5 protein-coding genes are annotated in these 4,884 nt (G+C 71.4%); 4 read left to right on the top strand and 1 reads right to left on the bottom strand.

Annotated elements, in window-relative coordinates; all coding sequences use genetic code 11:
- Nucleotides 1-473: O-methyltransferase (locus tag MJ783_RS15195; protein WP_239311094.1), on the bottom strand; the 473-nt coding region annotated here is incomplete at its 3' end.
- Between the two features lie 168 nt (nt 474-641).
- Between MJ783_RS15195 and sigE the strand changes: the two genes are divergently transcribed.
- From sigE to tatB, 4 genes are all read left to right on the top strand, one after another.
- Nucleotides 642-1,529, top strand: a complete 888-nt coding sequence (sigE, locus tag MJ783_RS15200) for an RNA polymerase sigma factor SigE (protein WP_239311095.1) — start codon at nt 642-644, stop codon at nt 1,527-1,529.
- Nucleotides 1,526-2,443, top strand: coding sequence for a zf-HC2 domain-containing protein (locus MJ783_RS15205; protein WP_239311096.1), 918 nt, complete (start codon nt 1,526-1,528; stop codon nt 2,441-2,443). Before sigE ends, MJ783_RS15205 begins: the two co-directional genes overlap by 4 nt.
- A gap of 216 nt (nt 2,444-2,659) precedes the next feature.
- Complete coding sequence (locus MJ783_RS15210) at nt 2,660-4,081, top strand: S1C family serine protease (RefSeq protein ID WP_239311097.1); 1,422 nt, start codon at nt 2,660-2,662, stop codon at nt 4,079-4,081.
- Nucleotides 4,082-4,271: 190 nt separating this feature from the next.
- Entirely contained in the window at nt 4,272-4,850 is a 579-nt protein-coding gene (gene tatB / locus MJ783_RS15215; protein WP_239311098.1) for a Sec-independent protein translocase protein TatB, read from the top strand.
- The last annotated feature ends 34 nt before the right edge of the window (nt 4,851-4,884 follow it).

Genomic DNA, 4,884 nt, shown 5'->3' on the forward strand with positions numbered 1-4,884 from the left:
CCCCCCGGCCGCAGCAGCCGGAGGGCCTGGCTGAGGTAATCGGTGGCCTCACGCCGGTCCGCATCGCAGAACACCAGGTCGTAAGCACCATCGGTGAGGCGGGGCAGGACATCGAGGGCCCGGCCTGTTATCAGCCGGCTGCGGTTGGACGCCATTCCCGCGTCCGCGTACGTCCGGCGCGCGAGCCGGAGATGTTCGGCCTCGACGTCAATGGTGGTGAGCGTTCCGTCCGGCCGCATTCCGCGCAGCAGCCAGGTACCGGATACCCCCGTGCCCGTCCCGATTTCGACGACGGTGCGGGCGGCGACACAGGCGGCGAGAAAACGAAGGATGGAACCGGCCCCCGGGCTGACCGGAAAGATCCCGACTTCCTCGGCGCGTGCTCGGGCAGCCCGCAGCGGAGGGTCTTCCAGGAGGAAGCCCTCGGTGTATGCGGAGGCCGGATCGACGGCTCCGGTGGCTGTGTCGGGCATGACATGGGCAGCCTACGGGAACGCCCGCTGCGGATGGAGCGTTCGTCAGGTCAACGCATCTCGTGTCGGGATGGGGCGAGGGGAGATCAGCCGGTGTCCGCTGCGGGTTTTGCCGCGCCATGGCCGGCGCGTCGGGTACGTTCGTCGCGAACCGATCGAGAGGCGACCGTGAACGGACAGGACACGCGCCTGGCCACGTTCGCGCCTGGGCGGTCGGTCTCGTCACGTCCGGTGTCGGACGGTGATGCCGTCGCCGAACCCGCCGCGGTGGAAATCGCCGGTGCTGACCAGCCCACGTGGGTGCCGCCCACCTGGGAAGAGGTCGTACGAGATCACGGTAATCGGGTGTACCGGCTCGCTTACCGGCTTACCGGGAACGCGCATGATGCCGAGGACCTCACCCAGGATGTCTTCGTGCGCGTGTTTCGGTCCTTGGCCGATTACACGCCCGGCACTTTTGAGGGCTGGCTGCACCGGATCACCACGAATCTTTTCCTGGACCGCATGCGGCGTCAGCAGAAGATTCGTTTCGACGCGTTGCCGGATGACCCGGAGCGCCTCGCCGGCCGTGAGGCGAGCCCGGAAGCCGTCTACGCGGAGTCGCATCTTGACGCCGACATCGAGGGCGCGCTGGCTGCGCTCCCGCCCGACTTCCGGGCCGCGGTCGTGCTGTGCGACATCGAGCAGCTGTCCTACGAGGAGATCGCGCAGACACTCGGGGTGAAGCTCGGCACCGTGCGCAGCCGAATCTCCCGAGGCCGCGCCATGCTGCGGCAGGCTCTCGCGGACCGGGCGCCGCGTGCGGCCGGGACGGCGGCCGGTCCGGCTTTGTTCGACGCCTCGGCAGCCGCGGGGGCCGCCCTGACCGTGCCGGCGGCACCGGAGACGGCGGCCGGGGCGTCCTCGATCGGGGCAGGCGCCGCCCTCTCGGTCGAGGACGCCGCGTCGCCGTCGCGCCGATCGCACCGGATCACTCGGCGGGCGTCCCCAGCAGGCCAACCGGCCGTGGCGAGCGCAGGTGGTGGAACGTCGTCCACGCCGGAGGGACAGGCGTGACCGGACATCTCGGCAAGCAGATAGCCCCGCTGGTGGACGGGCAGCTGGACCACGACGGCAGGGACCGCGCCTTGGCGCACATTGCGTCCTGCGCGTCCTGCCAGTGGGAGGTTGCCGAGCTGCGCCATCTCAAGGCGCGGCTGGCGGGGCTCGGCGGTCCGGCCCTGCCGGGGGGAGCGGCGGAACGGCTGCTGCGGATGGCCGCTCCCGGCATCGCCGGGCCGCCCGACGACCCGGCCCGCCCGCGCTCGGCCACCGTCTCCGTTCGCGTGGTCATCCGGGCAGCCGGGCGTGGTCTGTTCGTCGGTGTTGCCGGTTCGCTGAACCAGCCACCTGCTGCCCAGAGCCCCGCGCGCAGCCCCGATCCGACCCAGCCGGTGGCCGGGCGGGTACGGGCAGGGCAGCCGCGGACCAGGCGCGTCGCGCTGTCGGCCAGGGCAGCTGATTTCCTTGGCGATGCCACCCCGAGGCGGCGCCGGCCAGACCAGCCCGCTTCGCGGTCCGCGCGGCCCGCGCTGTCGGCGGGCCCCGCCGATCGGCCGCGCCGGTCCGTCGGGAGGCCGGTCATGACAACCCCGCGATCCGGGGCTGGCCGCCGGTTGGTGACCCGCCCGGCCACCGGCCCGCGGGGGTACCGGAGCCGGGCGAGGCGAATATTGATGAACTCGGTGGCGGTGATTCTTTTCGCTGTCGCGGGTGCCGCGCTCGGAGCGACCGCCCCTGTCACGGTGCCGGAACCGGCGCGTCCGGTCGCGATCCCGGTGGTACAGCCCAGCCTCCCAGCCGGGACCAGGCTGGGAGGCGGCGTCGTCTCGGTGGCCAACGCCACTGAGGTCAATGCCGTCGAATCCGGAAGCGTCCGCCTGCTGCCGGTGATGGCTGTCGCGGCGTTGCCGGGCGACCGGCGGCGGTAGACCTGCCGGTGTGGCGCCGCGCCGCCACCGTGTTCCAGCGGCGTTGACGCTGGATCCTCTCGGGAGGCCGTACGGTGGTAACCGCGTGATCGCAGTAGCGGGCCGCTGACAGACCCGAACTTTTCCCGGTGCCCGTTTACGCGATATCGGCGGATGTCTCGTGTCTGGCGTTATATCCGCTCGTACCCTGATGCTGGCACCGGGAGGCGGAGGGCCGTGGATGGCGACGGTGAGGAGGACATCCCGTTCCGGGGTGAACCGGCCGACAACGGCGGGCCGGCCGGCCCGCCGACGCGGCCATGGTGGACGCGCCCGGATCCGCCGGCCGCTCCCCGCGGGCCCTGGCCGGATCCGCCGGCCGCTCTCGCTGCCTCCCATACGCACCGTGCCGGCGGCCCCCATACCGATCCGGCGGACCCGGCTGACCCGGCTGACCCGGCTGACGCCCAGAAGTCAGCCGGACCGCGCGGCGCCGGCCGAGAGCCGGTCGACCCGGCCCCGGCTCGACCGGCTCTGGTGGCCCTGTTGCTCGCCGGGCTGCTCGGCGGCGTGGCTGGTGGCGCCATCGTCGGCGGCGCGGTCGGCGGCATGGCCGGCGTTCGCGCCGTACGGAGCGAACGCCAGGCCGCGCGGGTCGCGTCCGCGCTGTCGCCGGGGGCGATGGTTGACGCCGCGCCCCCGGGCGAACGGGCCGTATCGGTCGCCGCCATCGCCGCGCGCGCTCTGCCGTCGGTTGTCACGATCACCGTGACCAACCCGGTCCTGTCCGCCACCGGTTCCGGTGTGATCATCAGGTCGGACGGCTACATACTGACCAACAACCACGTTGTCGCCGGGGCAGCCGTCGGGGCACGGGTCTCGGTGACCTTGTACAGGGAGCTGCGGCAGATTTCGGCGGAGATCATCGGACGTGACCCCAAGACCGATCTCGCCGTCATCCGGATTCCGGCGACAAGCCCGCTACCCGCCGCGGCGTTGGGGCGTTCCGGCTCGCTCGTGGTCGGTGCGCCGCTGGTGGCCATCGGCGCACCGCTGGGATTGGCCGGAACGGTGACAACGGGTATTGTCAGCGCGCTCGACCGTAACCCAACGGTGCCGGCGGAGTCCGGGGGCGAGTCGGTCCTCATCGGCGCGATTCAGACCGACGCGGCCATCAATCCCGGCAATTCCGGCGGCGCGCTGCTGGACGGGCGTGGTCAGGTCGTCGGCATCACCACCGCGATCGCGGCCGTGCCCGGTTCCCGCGCCGAGCATGGCGCGTCCGGGAACATCGGCGTGGGCTTCGCCATCCCGATCGACTATGCGAGGTCGGTGGCCGACGAGATCATCAGTACCGGCCGGGCCACCCATCCTGATGTCGGCGTGTCCGCTGGGACGATCACCCCGGATGACGCGGCGGCGATCGGGACCTCTCCCGGCGCGCTCATCCGCGGGGTGACGCGGGGCGGGCCCGCCGATGTGGTCGGACTGCGTCCGGGAGACATCATCACCAAGGTCGACGGAGCCGCTATCGGGAACACCAACGACCTGATCGCGGCGATCCGGGTGCACCGGATCGGCGACCGGGTCACCCTCACGTTCGAGCGCGATCACAAGACCCATGAGGTCGAGCTGGCCCCCCAGGAACAGCGCGACTGAGAGCCTTTTTGAATCTTGGGTTCGGACCGCGACGCCGCGTCCGGCTGGTTCCCGGCAAGGTTGCCGGTGTTGCGGCCGCGCTGAGCGGAACGCATCCGGGCCGGCGGGCCGGTGGGCCGGTGGGCCCGCGAAGGGAGGCGACCGGTCCGGAGCTGTTCCGTTGATCGCGGTTGCGAGGTAGTGTGGGGCCGTGTTCAATGGCGTCGGCTGGGGCGAGGTCGCTGTCCTGCTGCTGATCGGTCTGTTCGTGTTTGGCCCGGAGCGGTTGCCGAAGGTGGCCCGTGAGGCCGGTCAGATGCTGCGTCAGTTCCGGCAGATGGCCGCGGGCATGCGCGAGGAGCTGCGCTCCGAGCTTGGTCCGGAGATTGCCGATCTTGACCTGAGTACCCTGCATCCCAAGACGTTCGTCCGCAAGCACCTGTTCGACGATGAGGATCCGCTGCTTCCGTCGTACCTGTCCAAGCGGACGTCGTTCGACAAGATGCTCTTCGACGACGACGCGGAGGCACCTCCGGTGCCTGGTGGTGAGCGGGCTCGGCCCCGGCTCTCCTACGACGACATGCAGGCGGGGCCCGCGGCAGCCGTCAAGCCACCGTCGTTGACGAAATCCCCCATCCTGACCAAGGCTACCCACAAGGCCGTCTCGACCGGGAGCAGGGCTGCCATCCCCTCGGACCGAGGTCAGGCCACGACCGCGGCACCTGTTACCCGCGGGGCGGCCACCGCCGAGACACCGGCGGCGACCCCTTTTGACACCGACGCAACCTGACTGACCCGGCTCCCGCGCCCGAGCGTCCGGCCGG

This window comes from Protofrankia sp. Cj3 (assembly GCF_917627355.1).
Taxonomy (GTDB): Bacteria; Actinomycetota; Actinomycetes; order Frankiales; family Frankiaceae; genus Protofrankia.